The sequence below is a fragment of the Clostridia bacterium genome (assembly GCA_035561135.1).
Classification (GTDB): domain Bacteria; phylum Acidobacteriota; class Terriglobia; order Terriglobales; family Acidobacteriaceae; genus DATMYA01.
Genome location: DATMYA010000079.1, coordinates 78,550 through 94,957, shown reverse-complemented (window position 1 = coordinate 94,957; position 16,408 = coordinate 78,550). Strand labels below are relative to the sequence as shown.

15 protein-coding genes are annotated in these 16,408 nt (G+C 57.4%); 13 read left to right on the top strand and 2 right to left on the bottom strand.

What is annotated here, in order from left to right; all coding sequences use genetic code 11:
- Positions 1 to 4 precede the first annotated feature (4 nt).
- The gene (locus VN622_16240; GenBank protein HWR37412.1) at positions 5 to 1,378 is read right to left on the bottom strand and encodes a 4Fe-4S dicluster domain-containing protein; all 1,374 of its coding nucleotides are present in this window, start codon (positions 1,376 to 1,378) and stop codon (positions 5 to 7) included.
- Positions 1,379 to 1,486: 108 nt separating this feature from the next.
- Here VN622_16240 and VN622_16235 point away from each other — a divergent pair, with 108 nt between their 5' ends.
- From VN622_16235 to VN622_16185, 11 genes are all read left to right on the top strand, one after another.
- The gene (locus tag VN622_16235) at positions 1,487 to 2,671 is read left to right on the top strand and encodes an acetate/propionate family kinase (GenBank protein ID HWR37411.1); all 1,185 of its coding nucleotides are present in this window, start codon (positions 1,487 to 1,489) and stop codon (positions 2,669 to 2,671) included.
- Complete coding sequence (gene pduL / locus VN622_16230; GenBank protein ID HWR37410.1) at positions 2,668 to 3,372, top strand: phosphate propanoyltransferase; 705 nt, start codon at positions 2,668 to 2,670, stop codon at positions 3,370 to 3,372. The genes VN622_16235 and pduL overlap by 4 nt, the downstream gene beginning before the upstream one ends.
- A 12-nt stretch (positions 3,373 to 3,384) precedes the next feature.
- Positions 3,385 to 3,690 carry a BMC domain-containing protein gene (locus VN622_16225; GenBank protein HWR37409.1) on the top strand — a complete coding sequence of 102 codons (306 nt, stop codon included), beginning with the start codon at positions 3,385 to 3,387 and terminating at the stop codon, positions 3,688 to 3,690.
- 17 nt (positions 3,691 to 3,707) lie between these two features.
- Entirely contained in the window at positions 3,708 to 3,977 is a 270-nt protein-coding gene (locus VN622_16220; protein ID HWR37408.1) for a BMC domain-containing protein, read from the top strand.
- Positions 3,978 to 3,998: 21 nt separating this feature from the next.
- A complete protein-coding gene (locus tag VN622_16215; GenBank protein HWR37407.1) occupies positions 3,999 to 4,271 on the top strand; it encodes a BMC domain-containing protein in 273 nt (90 codons plus the stop codon).
- Positions 4,272 to 4,318: 47 nt separating this feature from the next.
- Entirely contained in the window at positions 4,319 to 4,615 is a 297-nt protein-coding gene (locus tag VN622_16210; protein ID HWR37406.1) for a EutN/CcmL family microcompartment protein, read from the top strand.
- On the top strand, positions 4,616 to 6,049 hold the full coding sequence (locus tag VN622_16205; protein HWR37405.1) for an aldehyde dehydrogenase family protein: 1,434 nt from the start codon (positions 4,616 to 4,618) through the stop codon (positions 6,047 to 6,049). It abuts the gene before it with no gap.
- Positions 6,050 to 6,051: 2 nt separating this feature from the next.
- A complete protein-coding gene (locus VN622_16200; GenBank protein ID HWR37404.1) occupies positions 6,052 to 6,342 on the top strand; it encodes a EutN/CcmL family microcompartment protein in 291 nt (96 codons plus the stop codon).
- Positions 6,339 to 6,662, top strand: coding sequence for a EutN/CcmL family microcompartment protein (locus VN622_16195; protein HWR37403.1), 324 nt, complete (start codon positions 6,339 to 6,341; stop codon positions 6,660 to 6,662). The genes VN622_16200 and VN622_16195 overlap by 4 nt, the downstream gene beginning before the upstream one ends.
- Positions 6,659 to 7,741, top strand: a complete 1,083-nt coding sequence (locus VN622_16190) for a class II aldolase/adducin family protein (protein HWR37402.1) — start codon at positions 6,659 to 6,661, stop codon at positions 7,739 to 7,741. Before VN622_16195 ends, VN622_16190 begins: the two co-directional genes overlap by 4 nt.
- 354 nt (positions 7,742 to 8,095) lie before the next feature.
- A complete protein-coding gene (locus VN622_16185) occupies positions 8,096 to 11,245 on the top strand; it encodes a DUF4982 domain-containing protein (protein ID HWR37401.1) in 3,150 nt (1,049 codons plus the stop codon).
- 116 nt (positions 11,246 to 11,361) lie between these two features.
- Here VN622_16185 and VN622_16180 read toward each other — a convergent pair whose 3' ends face one another.
- A complete protein-coding gene (locus VN622_16180; protein ID HWR37400.1) occupies positions 11,362 to 12,768 on the bottom strand; it encodes a hypothetical protein in 1,407 nt (468 codons plus the stop codon).
- 159 nt (positions 12,769 to 12,927) lie between these two features.
- On the opposite strand from VN622_16180, the gene VN622_16175 reads away from it, so the two are divergent.
- Both VN622_16175 and VN622_16170 read left to right on the top strand, forming a co-directional pair.
- On the top strand, positions 12,928 to 14,430 hold the full coding sequence (locus tag VN622_16175) for a glycoside hydrolase family 27 protein (protein HWR37399.1): 1,503 nt from the start codon (positions 12,928 to 12,930) through the stop codon (positions 14,428 to 14,430).
- Positions 14,431 to 14,677: 247 nt separating this feature from the next.
- The gene (locus tag VN622_16170; protein HWR37398.1) at positions 14,678 to 16,333 is read left to right on the top strand and encodes a glycosyl hydrolase family 28 protein; all 1,656 of its coding nucleotides are present in this window, start codon (positions 14,678 to 14,680) and stop codon (positions 16,331 to 16,333) included.
- Positions 16,334 to 16,408 lie beyond the last annotated feature (75 nt).

Genomic DNA, 16,408 nt, shown 5'->3' with positions numbered 1-16,408 from the left:
TTATTTAATGCTTGGCGTCATACGCCTGGACTACCACTGCGGAGGTGATTTCCCGCACCACGCCGTCGATGCTGGCGTGAATCCTGGCTCCAAGTTGTCCAACTGGCGGTGCTGCCAGGAGGTCGCCGATTCGAACGCGATCTCCCACTCTGACCACCGGGTCGGCGGCAGTTCCCGCACTTTGCCGCAGCGGGATCGTCACTCGTAGAGGCGATATCGTTCGATTGTCCAACGGCCCCACATTCTTGAACCCAGTCAGCCCCAACCTCGCCATGAGCCGGTGCGTGGGTACCCGCCGGAATGCAGCCAGTGGATGAGGCTGTATGTCACTTGGCGAGCCGGTGAAAACCAGGCCTCTCTCTCGAGCAATCGGCTTGGCCTGTGTACAGACATTCTTAGGATCGAGTTGCTCCGGGCAGGAGTACAGGCTGCAGAGGTTACATTCGGAGCAGTACAGGGTACCGGCAATCATAGGCTCCGTTGAGCTGGCAAATCCAAGCGCCTGCATGGCGCGATGCGGCTGGATGGGGTGGCCAAGCAGGTTGCGAGGGCAAAGATCCGTGCAGAACCGGCACTGATCGCATGCCGACCTCCCGGTCCGCTGCACATGCGACCAACTCGCTACGCGCTGCTGAATCAGCCTGTGCGAAAACGGGAGAACGACGATGCCCCCGGTTGTTTTGGTTACGGGTTCCTCAAGACCCTTTGCCAGTCGCGCCATCATCACGCCGCCAACCAGTACGCCGAAATGGTCGACGTTGGCTCCGCCCGCGGCCGCAATCACCTCGCCGATGGCCATCCCGATCGGTACTCGCAACGTTACCGGCGTGTGGACAGCACCGGCAACGGTCAGATATTTGTGCGTTACCGGCCGGTCGATTCCTATATTGACGAGCGTCTCGACGTTAGAAACCACCGCGCCAACATCCTTGGGAAGGCCGCCGGGCGGTATCACCCGGCCCGTAACCTCATGCACGAGGATGAATTCATCTCCAGCGGGGTACACGTCCGGAAGCGCTTTCACTCGCACTGCCGGTGGCGTCCGGTCCGCGATCAGGTCAATGATTTCGGCGTATTTCTCTTTTATGCCGACGACGCCTTCAGTCGCCCCCACCCTTTGCATGGCGATTTGCAGTCCGCGAAACATGGCATCGCCATGATGCAGAAGCAGTTCCTTGTCTTTGTGCAAGAGCGGCTCGCATTCGGCCGCATTCACAATGACCAGCGGAACCCGCGTCTTGAACTTGGCTGAAGCGGGGAATCCACCGCCTCCGGCGCCGACGATTCCCAGTTCTTCCAGGCGGTCGGAGGTGGGTAGTGGCAAGGCAGCGCCACTCCGGCCAGCGCCCGGAGATGCCGTGTTTGGATTGGACGCCATCGCCAGTTCACCTTTCAGACAAAGTGGAACATTTTGAAAGATTCAGGTTGACTCTGTCCAAAACTGTAATTTATCGTTCATCATCAGTCAACAAACTTTGATGATTTTATGAACATTCTGATCGCCAACATTGGTAGCACCTCGTTCAAGTACCGTGTCTTCGACATGCGGAACGAGTCGGTCCTGGCGACCGGATGTTTCGAGCGTATCGGGGAATCAAGCGGCCTTTGCCCGGATTATCCGGCGGCCATCCGCCGCTGCATCGACGAGATCTGCGGCGAGGGAAAAATCCTGGCCAGACTGTCTGGGTTGAGTGCAGTTGCCTTCAAGGCTGTTCACGCCGGTCCAATCAGCGGGGCGCGACGGGTGGACAGCGAAGTCCTGGCCGCCATGGAAGAGTTCGCCTTCTTGGCCCCGGCGCACAATCCACCATATTTAGCCGCAATGCGAGCCTTTCAGGAGCAGTTACCGGGCGTGCCGCTGGTAGCGCTGTTTGAAACCGCCTTTTACAACGGACTGGACGAAGCCACCACGACCTATGCCGTGCCTTATGAGTGGCGGGAGCAGTTTGGTATTAAGCGGTATGGGTTCCACGGTGCCAGCCATCGGGCTGCGAGCGAGCGTGCCCAGGCGATTCTAGGCCGCACCGATCTGCGACACATCTCTTGCCATCTGGGCGGCAGCTCGAGCGTAGCCGCCATCCGCAACGGGGTCGCGATCGATACCAGCTTCGGAACCTCTCCACAATCGGGTTTGCCGCAGAGCAATCGTGTCGGAGACGTAGACATCTTCGCCGTACTGTTCATGATGCGGAAGCTGGGCCTGGGGCCGGATGAAACGGCTTCGCTGCTGGGCAGCCGTTCAGGCCTGGCGGGAATCAGTGGCGCCAGCGGTGATGTTCGCGACCTCTCCAGTGCCGCCGATTCCGGAAACAAGCGGGCAAAACTAGCGCTCGACGTGTTCGTGCGCGCTGTGCGCCATTACATCGGCGCATTCATGCTCGAACTCGGCGGTTTGGATGTGCTCACATTCTCCGGTGGAATCGGCGAGAACAGCTCCGAAATACGCAGTTCCATTTGCAGGGGAATGTCCTCGTTCGGTGTCCAGCTCGACGAGGAGTGGAACCGGACGGTTCAACGGCAGGGGACTATTTCGTTGGGCGATTCGGCGGCGAAAGTCCTGGTCTTGCCGGCGGATGAGGAAATCGTGGTGGCCAGGGCAACTGTAGAAGTTATTGGAAAGAGCAGAATCGAGCTGGAAACTGAACTTGCCGGCGCCGCGCTAGAGTCATGATGATCGAGAATTCAGATTCGGATGCAGGCGCCAATCGGCTGAGCCGGCCGTTGGTCGAGCAGATTGTTCGCCAGGTCACAATGGACTACCTGCGGCAACACGATCTTTCTGCCGCTGCGTCGCAGGTTGCGCCGTTGACCGTGCATGCTTCCGCCCGCCATATGCACATCTGCCGGGAACATCTGGACGCTCTCTTCGGTCCGGGTTACGAGCTGACATTTGACCGCCCTCTCTTTCAAGAGGGAAATTTCGCGGCAAAAGAAACGGTAACACTGATCGGTCCTCGTAGCCGGCTGATCTCCAACCTGCGGATTCTTGGCCCCATGCGCAAGCAGTCCCAGGTGGAGCTTGCCTTCACAGACGCGATCAGCCTCGGGTTTGATGACGTGCCGATTCGCCTTTCCGGCGACATTGCGGGAACCCCTGGCGCGGTCATCATGGGGCCGCGCGGAGTGATCGAGTTGGCCGAAGGTGTGATCCGGGCAGCGATTCATGTCCACATGAATGAAAACGAAGCAGCGTATTACAAGGTAAGACAAGGTGACTTGATGAAGTTGCGCGTTGGCGGCGCGGCGGGCGTCACCTTCCAAAACGTGCATGTCCGTATCGATTCCTCGTCGAAGCTCAATGTTCACATGGACACCGATGAGGCGAATGCTTGCGGCTTGCACCTGGCCAGAGAAATTGAATTGTTCGCTTAGGAGAGGAACCCGATGAAACAGGCACTTGGAATGATCGAGACAAAGGGTCTGGTTGCGCTGATTGAGGCGACCGACGCAATGCTCAAATCGGCCAATGTCACTTTTTCAGGATGGCAGTCCGTCGGCTCGGGTCTGGTGACTGCTTTCGTTGAAGGTGATGTGGCGGCCGTCAAGGCAGCAACCGATGCCGCAGCTGAAGCAGCATCCCGGATCGGCGAGGTCGTGAGTGTGCAGGTCATCTCCCGGCCACACGATGAGTTGCCCTCATTTGTCCAACAGGAAAAGAAGTCCAGTAAGAAAGCCGCGAGCGCGTCGTAGGCGCAGAGGAGCACCACATGAGCGAAGCAATCGGCCTTATCGAAACCAGGGGCCTCGTCGGACTTGTCGAAGCCACGGATGCAATGTGTAAAGCTGCCAACGTCGAGTTGGTCAAGACGGTTCAGATCGGCGGTGGTTATGTGACCGCAATCGTACGTGGTGACGTCGGTAGTGTGCGCGCCGCAGTTGATGCCGGATCAGCGGCAGTGAAAGCAATCGGCGAACTCGTTTCGTCTCACGTAATTCCGCGTCCGCACGATGCTCTCATCGAAGGCATGCTTAAGTAGCGAATCTTCAGGAGACTAGCAATGGCCAATATGGCAATTGGAATGATTGAAACGAAGGGTCTGGTTGCGCTTGTGAAGGCCACCGACGCGATGCTCAAGGCGGCCAGCGTGCGGTTCGTAGGCTGGAACCATGTCGGCAGCGGTCTGTGCTCGGTGTTTGTTTCCGGCGATGTGGGATCGGTTCGCGCTGCGGTGGACGCAGGTGCGGCTGCGGCACGCGCCATTGGCGAAGTGCAGAGCGTGCATGTGATAGCCCGTCCGCATGGCGACCTGACGTCCGTGTTGCCGAAGTAATTTCAGAACGCGCGAAAACGCACTCGGAGTAATCACGAGGTGCTCTCATGTTTATTGCGAAGGTCATAGGAAACGTAGTTTCCACGCAGAAGAACGCGAAATTCCAGGGCATGAAGCTGCTGCTGATCCAGCCTTACATTACAAAGGATCACAAGCTTCAGGCCTCGGGAAGCTCGGTCGTGGCCGTCGATAGCGTCGGGGCCGGCCCCGGTGAATGCGTCTTGTTTACTCAGGGTAGTTCGGCCCGTCTTACTCCAGCTACGAAGGAAGCTCCGGTGGATGCCGTGATTGTCGGCATCGTCGACTCCGTCGAAGTTGATGGCGCAAAGGTGGAGAAGCCGTAAATGCTGAACCAGGAACAGATGATCGCGGAGATCGCACGAGAGGTTGTGACGCGGATGCGCGGCCAGCTGCAACCATCCGCAGCACCTGCGCAAGCGCCGAATCCGCGTGACGGCGTTTTCGCAACGGTAGATGAGGCCGTGAATGCTGCATTCGCGGCCCAAAAGCGCGTTGCCTTGATGAGTCTCGAAGATCGGAACCGTATCATCTCGGTTATTCGCCGAATCTGCGCGGACCGTGCTGAAGAACTCGCTCGCATCGAGCTTGAGGAAAGCAAGGTCGGGCGTCTGGATCACAAGATCCAGAAGCTCAAGAACATCCGCTACGTCCTCGGAGTGGAGGCCATGCGCAGCGACGCCCGGAGCGATCGCTCGGGTCTATGCATTATCGAGCGCGCTCCGTGGGGTGTCGTTGGCATGGTGCTGCCGGTCACGCACTCTGTGCCTACGATGGCGAGCAATGCCATCAACGTAATCGCTGCCGGGAATACAGCAGTTTTTGCGCCCCACCCGTCCGCCAGCAAAGTGGCGCAATACGCGTTGCAGATATTCAATCGCGAGATTGAGCGGGAAATCGGCGTGGCTAACGTTATCGCCACGGTTCGCGAGCCCGGCATAGAAGCTGCCGAGCAGCTATTTCAGCACCCGCGCGTTGCGCTCCTGTGCGTTACAGGCGGTCCAGTTGTGGTCAAGGCGGCTAGCAAATTCGGCAAACGCGTCATAGCCGCGGGCCCTGGCAATCCTCCCGTAGTTGTGGACGAAACGGCGGATCTCGATGCCGCTGCCCGGGCAATCATCGATGGCGCATCCTTCGATAACAATCTCCTCTGCATTGGCGAAAAAGAAATCTTCGTGGTGGCATCGGTAGCCGACGCGTTCATCTCCGCGATGCGGCGTGCCGGAGCATTCGAGCTCGACATGGCCGGCATCGAAAGGCTCTCGCGCGCGGCGTTCACCTTCGAAGGCAATGGCAAGGGTTGTGGACGGGCACACGTGAAGAAGGAGTTTGTCGGGAAGGACGTTGATGTCCTTGCTGCCGCTGCTGGTGTCAGAGTGCCTGCGGGAACACAGTTGCTATTCGGTGAAACCGATGAGGAGCATCCGTTTGTTCAGGAAGAGCAGATGATGCCTTTCATCCCCGTCGTCCGCGTTCGCGATATTGATGCGGCCATAGCGGCATCCGTAAAAGCCGAGCATGGCTACCGGCACACCGCGATCATGCACTCTCGCAACGTTGAAAACGTTACGCGGATGGCGCGCGCCGTGAACACGACGCTTTTTGTACACAACGCCCCATCGCCAGCGGCGCTGGGATCAGATGGCCCCGGTTATCTCAGCTTCAGCATTGCGACGCCAACCGGGGAAGGCATTACTACTCCGCTTACTTTTACGAGGGAGCGGCAAATCACGATCGGGCACGCGCTGCGGATAATCTGACCATGTTCCTGGCTCGCATTGACGGCACGGTGGTTTCGACAGCAAAACACGAATCGTTGCGCGGCTACCGTCTGCTCATCGCACAGCGGCTTGGAGGCGACGGAGTTGCGACCGGTGAGCCACTGGTTGTGCTTGATTGGCTCGGTGCAGGGCAAGGCTCGACTGTGCTGGTCTCAACCGATGGCGACATTGCGCGCGAGATGATGGGCGATACCACGCCGGCGCGCATGGTGGTCGTTGCAATTACGGATCAGGTGTATGTCTGCGAAGCGGCAGCCGGGAGTGGGGTATGAGGATAGGAATCGTTCGCGGCCATGTCGTATTGAACATTTCTGTCCCGTCTCTGCGGGGTGTCAGGCTGGCCATCGTGGAACCAGTCACAGCGGAGAATCTGGCGGCTCGCAATGGATTAGGCGGAGGCAAGGCCATAATCGTTGCAGATCAACTCGGCGCGGCGGAGGGACAGATTGTCGCGTTCACGGAAGGCCGCGAAGCAGCGAACCCGTATTGGCCGGATCGTGTGCCCGTTGATGCGTACTGCACGCTTATCGTGCAATCCATCGATTACCGTCCGCCGAAAATATCAGTACAGGATTTGAGAAAAGCAAAATGAAAACAATCGATTTGACCGGCCAAAAAGTGCTTGCGCTGCGCGACGTTGAAAAGGTGAGGACCGCCGGAGCGACGGAGTTGTTGGTTGCGGAGCGCTGCGTGATTACGCCCTCGGCACGCGACTTTCTCCAACAGCATGATATTGCCCTTCGAACCGGCAACGGACACAGCGCTCAAGTTGGTGCACGCGTTCCGTCATCGAGCGACTCCATTGCCCACAAGTTGCCCATGCCCGATGCGAAGCTCTTTCACTCGGCTGAGGCGGAGAAAATCAAGACTGAAATCTGTGCCGTGGGGAAGAAGCTCTGGGCGCGCCAGTATGTCGACGGCAACGGCGGCAATATCTCTTACCGAATCGGTCCGAATGCGGTCATCTGTACGCCGACGCTGATGAGCAAGGGCGACCTAACGCCCGAGGATCTGTGCATGGTCGATCTTGACGGCAATCAGATCGGCGGCACGCGCCCGCGCACGAGTGAAATTTTTCTGCATCTCGAAATCTACAAGGCCGTTCCTGAGGCCAAGTCCGTCGTTCACTGTCACCCGCCTCATGCGACGGCCTATGCCATCACAGGGACCGTGCCGCCTACACGCGTGGTGCCGGAGTACGAGGTCTTTGTGGGCACCGTGGCAATCGCCCCCTATGAAACTCCGGGTACTCCTGCGTTTGCTCAAACGGTGCTGCCATTTGTGAAGCATCACAACACCGTCCTATTGGCGAATCATGGCATCGTCTGTTGGGCTGACACGGTTACGCACGCCGAGTGGTACGCGGAAGTGGTTGACACGTACTGCTGGACATTGATGGTTGCCTCCCAGATTGGCGCACCGCTGACTTACATCCCCGAGGCAAAGACCTGCGAACTCCTCTCGATCAAGAGGCGACTGGGATTGCCCGATGCGCGCTTTGATACTGGGGGAATGAAAGAGTGTCAGCTATCGGATCTGGAGATGCCGAGGAAAGTGGCAGTTGTGTCCAGCGGGTGTTCCGTTCCGCAAGCCACCGCAACAGAGCTCGACGTGGAAGCGATGGTGAAGTCAATCACAGATGCTGTTATGGCCGCGCTTGACGAGAAATAACAAAGGTGAGTCGCACTTCGGTTCGGTGGTATATCAGCGCCACTCAGGAGCCGTGATTGAAAGCCGCTGAACGACAACTCAAAGTCCGCCAAATGCTGAAGACACAAGAGTTCCTGGATATCCCTACACTTTGCCGGGAACTGGCCGCATCGGCGTCAAGCATCCGTCGGGATCTCGAAGCGCTACAACGGCAAAGAGTGCTGAAGCGCGTACACGGTGGCGCAGTCCTGCTCCGCCGTTAGACGGACACCCGGAAGGCAGAACGAGCGACTTGGCGGAAAGATTACCGCCCGCTCCATATCAATATCAATATCAATGGGTGCGCCCCCGAAGACGCGCCAGGAGTAGCAGCTTATGCGATTGTCCCTTCAAACTGGGGTTGCAATTGTAGTAATCGCTTCGTACTTTGTTACTGGGCAGGTTGCTCCTGCGGCGAATGTCAACCAGCAGAGAGAATCAGCGTCCGTTCGCGCTGAGTCACGCTTGGAAAAACGGCTCACGCTTAATTTCAATCCTGACTGGAAGTTCACAAAGTCCGATCCGTCCGGCGCCGCCAATGCTGATTTCGACGATCGTACCTGGACCACCGTTTCTGCGCCGCACACTTACAACGATACGGATACGTTTGACGACTGGTCGATCCCGGGGCACAGTGGGGAGCAAAACCAGTGGGGCGGACGCACCTGGTACCGGAAGTCCTTCAAGCTTCCCCAGTCCTTTCAGGGAAAGAAAGTATTCATTGAGTTTGAAGGAGTTCGCCAAATTGCGGAGGTGTATCTCAATGGCAAGCTACTCGGCGTCAGCAAGAGCGGCTTCACGCCCTTCGGGTTTGACCTTACGCCATACCTGAAGTTTGGCAATGATGCGAACGTTCTGGCGCTGATGTGTGATAACCGGTTCGCTAAAGATCCGATCAACAAGCGAACTGCTGCCGCTCTTAAGAGTGCAACCGCCGGCGTTCCTTCAACTCCCAACCCAAATCTGGCCCAGCTTTCAGCCAAAGTAAACCAAAGCATTCCTGATGATATGGACCAGCTTGCGGCGGACCAGATTCCATGGAACAACCCGCACTGGCATCCCGCGCACGGCGGTATCTATCGGAACGTGCGATTGTATGTTACGGACCCGCTACATATTGAGCTTCCCCTTTACAGCTTCCTGAAGACTGGTGGCCCGTACGTTTACGCCGCACAGATCACGAGCAAATCGGCGCAGGTGACTGTCGAAGTGCCCGCGATTAACGAGCGGCCCGCGGCACAGAAGGTTGAACTGCGCACCGAGATTTTCGATGCCGCAGGCAAGCCGGTGCTTGTACTTCAGCAAACTCAGGGCATGCCGGCTGGAGCGAATGCCCAGTTTAAGGTCTCCGGCACCATACCCACCCCCCGGCTCTGGGAGCCAGATTATCCGCACCTTTATCGCGTTGTGTGTGCGTTGCGGGTCAATGGAGTCACGATTGACTCCAATGAGATTCCCTTCGGCATCCGTACCGTACAGTGGGATACGGGCACCGGTTTCTTTATCAATGGACAGCCGCTGAAACTCCGAGGCTGGGGTCAGAAGCCGACAGATGAATGGCCTGGGTTGGGCGCTGCGCTCCCCGACTGGCTGCACTTCTATACGCTTCAGATGATGAAAGAGGCCGGTGGCAATTTCGTACGCTGGGGCCACACTGCCGGCGGCCCCGGACTCATTGCTGCGAGCGACAAGCTTGGAATTGTGGTCGACCAACCCGGTGTCGATGGTGAATCGGATACTGTCGGCGCTGCATGGAAGCTGCGTGCCTCTGCTTTCCGTGACCTCATTATTTACTTCCGAAACAATCCCTCGATTCTCGTCTGGGAGGGCGGGAATCAGAAGGTCACGCGCGAACACGCTCGGGAGCTGCGCGGGTACATGGATCTCTACGATCCACATGGCGGGCGCGCTTATGCGCACCGCCGCCCGGATATGGTTACGGCGGAGTTCATGGACATTCAGGTCGGCACTGAAGGCGGACGAGAAATCGCGGGTCTGCCCGTGGTGGAGGGTGAGTACGACCGTGAGGAATCCCCGCGTCGCGTCTGGGACCAGGCCTCACCGCCAAATTTCGGATATCCCGAGGCCATTGGGCAAACGTATCAGCTCACGTCTGAAGAATTTGCGGTCAACCAGGTGGCGCAGTTCGTAAAGAAGCTGGGTGCCGCCAACCATAGTGGCGGAGCTAACTGGATATTCTCGGATTCGACGAGCGGCGGCCGCGTTGGGGTTGAAGTGGCACGCGCAAGCGGGGAAGTGGATGGCGTTCGCTTGCCGAAGGAAGCCTATTACGTTTGTGCGGCGATGTTCCGCAGCGATCCGCAAGTCCACATCATTGGCCACTGGACCTATCCTGCCGGCACGAAGAAAACGGTTTACGTCGCCTCCAATGCCGAGGACGTCGAACTCTTCGTGAACGGGAAGTCACTCGGCCATGGCAACCGCTCCGACCGCTATCTTTTCGCGTTCCCCGATGTGAGTTGGGAAAATGGAGAAATCAAAGCCGTTGCGTCAACCGGCGGCAAACCAATCGCAAGCCAGACCAAGCACACTGCGGGCCCTGCGGTCGCGCTGAAGCTGACGCCGATCACCGGTCCCGGCGGTCTGCGCGCGGATGGCTCCGACGTTGTACTGATCGACGTTGAGGCGGTAGATGCGCACGGCAAGCGCAATCCGACCTTCCAGGGCCGAGTGGATTTCGAAGTCGCAGGTCCGGGCACTTGGCGCGGAGGATATAACAGCGGCAAGATCAACTCGATTAATAACCTGTTCCTCGATCTGGAAGCAGGCATTAACCGCGTCGCCGTTCGCGCCTCGCGCATGCCCGGGAAGATCACGGTGCGCGCAAAGGCGGAAGCGCTCAAGGCCGCCAGCAGGGTCGTCGAGTCCCAAGCGTTTGCAGCAACAAACGGCTTCACGCCAGCTCAACCGTCCGTGCAGGGAGTCGTGCTGCCAAGAGAACAGCCGGTGCGCACCATCGAAGCAAGCACCGTCAGGGATGCCAAAGCGCAGCCCTCGGCGAAGCCGGCGCCGATGCTCGGCCGCTTCACCAAGGCGTTCAACTACTCCGGTCCATCTAACTATATTGTCTACCTAGAGACCGGTGCGCAAGATGGCAAGAACGCCTATGTGGATGGCGACTCGCCTTTCACCCAACTTCCTGCCGAGTTGGCCGGTGCCGACTGGGTCAAAGCGGCCAATCGCGACAGCCTTTATAGCGCAGTCGATCTAATGCAGCTTGCCGTCAGCCGGGGCACTGTTGTTTCCATTGCCCACGACGACCGTCTCTCGCGCCCCGCTTGGTTGACCAGTCAGTTCCGGCCTACAAAACTGAGCATCAACATGAATGGACAGTCAATGCAAGTGTTCGAGAGAGGGATGGCTGACGAGGGAAGTCTCACTCTCGGAGCAAACTCGGAGAACAACAGCGTGAAACAAGCCAACATGTACCTGGTGTTCATCAACTCAGCGAAGCCAGGACAGTAGATTCCAATAAAGCGGTCAGAAGACCAGCAGCAGCAACCAACAAATGGCGGAGCCAGGATATCGGCTCCGCCATTTAAATTTTTCTTGTGCTCTGGAAACCTAACCCACGTGACCGATCACCGCGGTTGAACTCTCACAATCGCTACGGACGCGGGCGGCAGTTCGACCGTCAGGCGCTTTGCGTTGCCCTTCAGCGGTCGCCATTTTCCGGTCCAGTTCCCATCGGATGAAATCGATTCATCTCCCAGCGTGATTCCGCTGGTTGCAGCGATGTTCGATTTGGGAACGCTGAGGAACATGACGGCCGGTTGATGGAGCACTCTTCCTGCATCGATACTCACATCGACAGCAGAAGATTCGTCTATTCCCTTATTGATCAAAGTGATGTAAATCGCTTTGTCGGCGCCGAGTACCGCGTGTACCGAAAGATTTCGGGCTTCAGGAGAAATTCGCGGACGCAAAAGCCGTCCATGACTGCCAACATCAAACGCCTTTAGCGCATAGCTCAGAGGATGAATATCGTAGCCGTTCGGGGTGCTCCAGAAGGCCGCATACCAGCATGGGGCTTGCTCCTCTCCGGCAGCGACGTTGTCACCGGTATGGAAGTTGATTCCGGCAGCGTCGTGTTCGGCCCACCAGTACAGGTAGTCAAGGGCCCACAGCGCGGACGCGAACGTATTGCTTACGTCCTTCGTTCCGCCGCTGAAAAAGTTGTTGGTCTCTTCGATTCGGTACGGAAGCTCGTTTTTCTGCGCGGCGGGCACAAAGGCCCGGTACAGTTTTTCGTACTCTTTTGTAAACTCGGCCGAAAGCATCTGTTTTCGGCCCGCATCGGCGTCAATTACTTTTCGGCCGCTGCCTCCGGGGTAGGAATGCTGTGTCACCTCGAGGATTTTTCCCGACGGGCCGAAGTCCGCTGCGAAGTTCGCAGCCCAGCCGCCCGCGCCCGGAGTCGTTGCCGGACCGCAGAACCGCGCGTCCGGGGCCACCGCATTGATCGCATCCATGAATTTTTTGAGATCGTCGCGATAGGCCGGGTATTCCTTCTTATAGACGTTCGGCTCATTGCCAACCGTCAGGCAATGAGTCTCAGCCTTATACCGATCCATCAGGAATTTCGCGGTTCGGACAACATCGGGTGGATTGGACTCGCGCATCCGCAGTGAATAGATGACCTTGGTGCCAGCCAACCGGGCAAATCCGAAAAGCGCATTAATGTCCGCCTCAGACGGTACTTTCACACTGGGCCGGTCGGACGTGTTCCCGCCGATGCGCAGGTTCTTGATACCTAAACTCTTGAACAACTGAATAAGCGAACGATTATCGGAACGAAAATACGGATATTGCCCCTTGGAGTCGGGCAAGATTGCCGCACTCTCAAAGCTCAGCCCAACAAAGTCGTCCGGAACTCGGATTCCTGCTGAGTCTGGATCGATGACGACCGTCACCTTTTGTTGCGCCATCAGCCTGGCCGGGAGAGCGAAGACTGCAACCAATCCTAACAACACGAAAAACTTTCTCATTATGCTTTTCCTGTCAATGTCGAATAGTCACTCTTTGCGGTGCCCATCTTCCCTTGGGAGAGTTGCAAGGTCAAGAAAAACGTTGTCTTTAGCGCTTACTGTACCGCTAACGTTTTAGTATTGCTACTCTCACCGCCGTCTACTATGATGTCGCCACTTATGAACAAGCGATTGCTGCGGTTTCTTCCTCTCCTCTTAGTGGCTGCCGTGTGTTCCGCGGCAGATCTGACAGGTAACTGGGCTGTTTCCAATCCGAGTTCGGATGGTACCAACCGTAAGACTTACTTCAACCTCAAGCAAGACGGTTCCCGGATTACTGGAACCGTTCGTGCATCGCAGTTTTACTACAAGATCAAAGACAGCACTGAGGGCCCGGATGGCTTCACTCTGATCGGCAGCATGATGGATGGCAAGAACGAGCGAACTGTTCAATACCAGGTTAAGCTCGTCGGCGAAGAATTGCAGGTTTCCAACCGCCGCCGTCCAGATGCTCCGTTGACAACGATGATCGCTCGTCGGGTTCCCGCAGGTGAAGGGGCGTATCCTGCGCGCGTTCCTCTCCCCGCCCTCCACAAGGTGCGTTCCAATGGATTGGCAAAAACGCCTCCAATGGGATGGAACAGTTGGAACAAGTTCGCTGGCCGGGTGGACGACGCTACTGTCCGTGCAATAGCCGACGCAATGGTTAGCAGCGGAATGAAAGATGCCGGGTACACCTACATCAACATCGACGACACCTGGGAAGCCGAACGCGATGCAAACGGCAAAATCCAGACGAACAAAAAGTTCCCCGACATGAAGGCTCTCGCGGACTATGTCCATAGCAAGGGCCTGAAGATTGGCATCTATTCGTCACCTGGTCCGAACACTTGCGCCGGCTACGAGGGCAGCTACGGCCACGAAGAGCAGGATGCAAAGACCTACGCCGAGTGGGGCATCGACTATCTCAAGTACGACTGGTGCAGCGCCCGGAACCTGTACACCGACGACGAGATGCAGGCCGTATATCAAAAGATGGGCGACGCGCTGCTCGCGACCGGACGTCCGATTGTTTACAGCCTTTGCCAATACGGACGCGCCGACGTCTGGAAGTGGGGGCCCGAGGTTGGTGGGAACCTGTGGCGTACTACCGGTGATATCAAGGACACATGGGAATCGATGACCAGGATTGGGTTCAGGCAGAACGAGCTGGCACCATATGCAGCACCTGGGCACTGGAATGATCCCGATATGCTCGAAATCGGCAATGGTCAAATGACCGACACCGAGTACGAGACGCACATGAGCCTGTGGTCGATTCTCGCGTCGCCGCTGCTCGCCGGTAATGACTTGCGAAGCATGTCGCCGTCCACGCTCGCTATCCTGACCAATCGCGATGTCATTGCCGTAAACCAGGACAAGCTCGGTAAACAAGGGCAACGCATCTGGCAATCGGGAGACCAGGAAATCTGGCTTCGCGAACTGCACGGTGGAGAAAAGGCGATCGCGGTCTTCAATCGCGGAGCTGCCAATGCCGACGTAAAGGTGAATTGGGCAGATCTGAAGTTGAAAAAGCCCGCCAAGGGACGCGACCTGTGGCTGCACAAGGATGTGACCTTCGACAAGGATTCTCTGGTCGCATCAGTGCCGAGTCATGGCGTTGTCATGTGGCGCGTGAAGTAAGCAGTCTCTTGGTCCAACTTCCGGCTGGTAACGATTTGCCCGGAAATCGTGAGACATGCTCTATGCGAGGGACCCATGCTCTGAGAAGTGCATGGGTTCTTTGCTTTCATCCCACATCCCAAATTCGAACCGTTCTTGAAACCGACCGCAGTCAGGCCACAGGTGCGGATCGAGTGCCTGTCCACAAACCTGGCGGCTAGCCGTAAGAACATGAAAGGGTTCAACAATGGGCGACAACGATCAAGGTTTGTCCAGACGTCAACTGCTGGGACGGGTTGCGGCACCGGCCATTGCGGCTTCTCTCGGCACCAGCCTTTTTCATACGACCGCAACAGCAGCAGAAACGCACGATAATCGGTTGAGCGAGGGCGCGCGCATTTACGATGTCCGCTCGTTCGGAGCCAAAGGCGACGGCCACACTCTCGATACGGCGGCGGTCCAGGCCGCGATCGACACCTGTAATAAGGATAAAGGTGGTACCGTCGTCATTCCCGCAGGTGACTTCGTGGTAGGTACGTTGGAGCTGAAAAGCAACGTAACCCTCCACCTCGCTGCCCAAGGCAGGCTCCTCGGAAGTCCCAGGATAGAAGATTACCGGGCCGGAGATGGCGTGCCGCGCGGCAACGGCAATGTCGTAATGATTTATGCGGTTGGTGCTGAGAACTGCACCATCGAGGGACGGGGGACCATCGATGGCAACGGTGGAAAGTTTTATACGGGCAAGGGAGATAACACCGGTCCGGGACAGAAGTCGTCAGAAGGCTATTTCCACCGCCCACATCTGATGATCTTCTACCGCTGCAACAACCTTCTGATTCGAGACGTCTTCCTCACTGCGAGCGCGTATCACTGCACGCGCATTCTCGAATGCAAGTATGTTCACCTGGACGGCGTCCGAATCTACAATCGCGTCAACAAGAACAATGATGGCTTCCACATCGTCAGCAGCCAACATGTGCAAATCGCAAATTGCAATGTTGCCTGTCAGGACGACGCCTGCGCCCTTTTCGGCAGCAACAAGTTTGTAACCGTGACGAACTGCACGTTCAGCACTCGATGGTCTGTTTTTCGGTTCGGCGGAGGCGAGGCGGAGAATATCACTGTCTCCAACTGCGTTATCTACGATACTTTTGGCTGTCCGATTAAGATGCGATGCGGGAGTCGCTCCCGGATCGAGAACGTCGCATTCTCGAACTTGGTCATGACGAATGTGACTGGCCCGATATCCATTGGACTCGACTCCAGTTACGGCCGCCGAAATCAGAACTTGCCCGCCGCACCTGGCGTCGTTCGCAACATCACCTTCCATAATATTCGCGCAACAGTTGTTTCCGGCAGGCAGTATGACGACCTGCCTTTCCCGAACGTATTTCGGCCCGGCGAATACAAGTCATGTGTCGTGCTCAATGGCGTCGGCGACGAATTCCTCCAGAACATTTCTTTCAACGACGTTCACATCACTTATGAAGGGGGCGGAACGGCGGCGGATGCGTCGGTACGGGAGGTTCCGAAACTTGCTGGCGAATACTTCGAACTCGGGGTTTTGCCAGCCTATGGCATGTATGCCCGGAACGTGCGCGGGCTTACGCTCCACAATGTTCGGTTCGAAGTTGCCACACCGGACCTCAGGCCGGCGGTCATTTTTGACAAGGTCGAAGACGCCTCGGTCAACGGACTGAGTGCCCAGGGAAATGTCATGGCCGAGTCGCTGCTGCGCTTTATCGACTCGCGGGATGTGTTGATGACGGCCTCGCGCGTCCTCACTCCTGCTGCGGTAATGCTCCAGTTGGAAGGCAGCCGTAACGAGGCAATCACGGTCGAGGGCGGAGACTTGTCGAAGGCTGCGTCCCCGGTAGCGTTCAGCCGGGGGGCGGCACCGGCCTCGGTGAAAGTGCGCGCATAAAAGCAGCGGTTCCCGGGCGGGCTTGTACGATTGCTGCGTCGCTGTTGCAGTGTGTGCCAATGCCCGCCCCACAAC